The following is a 1,448-nucleotide window of genomic DNA, read 5'->3' on the forward strand; positions in this document are numbered from 1 at the left end:
AGATGCGCAGCGTGCGCGGCGCGAACTCCTGGCCCTCGCCTTGGGCACCGCGAGGAAGTCGTACTGGATCTGGCGCAGGCAGTCGCGGCCGAGACCCGAGGAACTGACATAGGTCCGCGGACGCTCGGCGCGGTGGCGCGCGGATAGCGCCGTGTCGATGGCGGCGGAGACGGCTTCGGCGATGGGCGGGCGTGGCGCGCCGGCGCCGTAGAGGCAGCCCGAGCCATGGTTGAGGTCGATCATCGCTCGCGCTCCCAGAACCCGCCGGCCTGCGCGATGCAGGTCAGCTTGTGGAACTGCGCGTCCGTCAGCCGGGCGCTCTCTCCGAACCGCGCGAGCTTCTCGCGGAGGCTGTCGCAGAACTCGATCTCGAAGTCGGTGACAGCGTTCTCGGTGGCCGTCTTGAGCAGAGGTTTCCAGCTGCAGGACGCGGTGTCTTTGTTCAGGTCGATCATCGCGCGCCCCCTCAGAACGGAATGGGGTCGTCGAGGGCCGTGCCGGTGCGCTCCTTGCGCGCGGCCTGGTCCTGCATGCTGTCGATGTAGCCGGTGACGGCCGCCTCGATGAGGCGGTCGATGTCCTCGGCGCTGCGGTGGAAGAAGGGCTCCATGAGCCCGAGGTCGGTGAGCGCTTCGGCGAAGAGGGTCCGCGCATCGCGGATCGCACGGGCCTCGCGCGCGGTCTTGTCGATCATGCCGCTGTTCCTTTGGGCGATGGCGCTGCCCGCGTCCTGACAGCGGCGCGAGCAGAAGCGGTGGTAGGGATGGCGATCCCAGCGGAGGCCGTGGCAGTAGCCGAAGCCGCGCGCCTCGCGGGCGCAGACGGCGCAGAGCGCTACCCGAGCAAGAAACTCGCGATCGGGTCCTCGGGCGGCCAACCCGCCCTCTGGAGCTTTTCGGACTGGAGCACGATCCAGCGCGAGATCGCGTTGCTGGCCATGGCTTCGAGGTCGCCGAGGCCGAGGCTTGCGATGGGAGCGTGCAGTCTTCCTCGGGCCTCGAGCCATCGTCCGATCTCCAGCGCCGCCTCGCGCGTCACGTGCGCCTGCCATTCATCCGGGGTCATAGGCCCGGCAGGATCGCGCCGGGCCTCGGGCAGCGGCGAAGGCCGGCCAGACCTCCGCCGTCGTGCAGCGGACCGCGCCTCACCCATTGAGCCAGGCGGGCATACCGGTCGCCGGCGCTCCGCTCGGCGCGGTGGGCTGGGACGCCGGAGGCTGCTGGGCGGGCGGCTGCTGCGTGGGCTGCTGCGGGGCCGCGGCCTGTGCACCCCAGGCCGGAGCCGCCGCCGGGGCTTGCGGTTGCGCACCCCATGCCGGCGTCGGCGCCTGCCAGCCCGGCGCCGGCGCGCTCGCGGCCTTGCGCGGCGGGGCGTTGACGGGCTCCGGGGGAACGGTTTCGCCGCGCATGATGGGGGCATGCTGCGGCTCGTCGGGCAGAACGACGTTC

Annotated in this window: 3 protein-coding genes and 2 pseudogenes; all 5 read right to left on the reverse strand. The window is 71.8% G+C overall.

Annotation, left to right across the window (positions count from 1 at the left end):
* Positions 1-243, reverse strand: a pseudogene (locus tag OCGS_RS08040) (hypothetical protein); the annotation flags it as partial.
* On the reverse strand, positions 240-455 hold the full coding sequence (locus OCGS_RS08045) for a hypothetical protein (protein WP_007426737.1): 216 nt from the start codon (positions 453-455) through the stop codon (positions 240-242). The pseudogene OCGS_RS08040 and the gene OCGS_RS08045, both read right to left, overlap by 4 nt.
* Positions 456-466: 11 nt before the next feature.
* Positions 467-694, reverse strand: coding sequence for a DUF6511 domain-containing protein (locus OCGS_RS15350; RefSeq protein ID WP_007426738.1), 228 nt, complete (start codon positions 692-694; stop codon positions 467-469).
* A gap of 140 nt (positions 695-834) precedes the next feature.
* Positions 835-1,065 (reverse strand): hypothetical protein, encoded by a 231-nt coding sequence (locus OCGS_RS08055; protein ID WP_040610807.1) that lies wholly within the window; start codon positions 1,063-1,065, stop codon positions 835-837.
* A 79-nt stretch (positions 1,066-1,144) separates the two neighbouring features.
* Positions 1,145-1,448: pseudogene (locus OCGS_RS15465) on the reverse strand (hypothetical protein); the annotation flags it as partial.

The organism is Oceaniovalibus guishaninsula JLT2003 (genome assembly GCF_000299575.1).
Taxonomy (GTDB): Bacteria; Pseudomonadota; Alphaproteobacteria; order Rhodobacterales; family Rhodobacteraceae; genus Palleronia; species Palleronia guishaninsula.

Coding starts and splice junctions, on each gene's coding strand:
- OCGS_RS08045 (WP_007426737.1), bottom strand. CDS start 455: ATGATCGACCTGAACAAAGACACCGCGTCCTGCAGCTGGAAACCTCTG.
- OCGS_RS15350 (WP_007426738.1), bottom strand. CDS start 694: ATGATCGACAAGACCGCGCGCGAGGCCCGTGCGATCCGCGATGCGCGG.
- OCGS_RS08055 (WP_040610807.1), bottom strand. CDS start 1,065: ATGACCCCGGATGAATGGCAGGCGCACGTGACGCGCGAGGCGGCGCTG.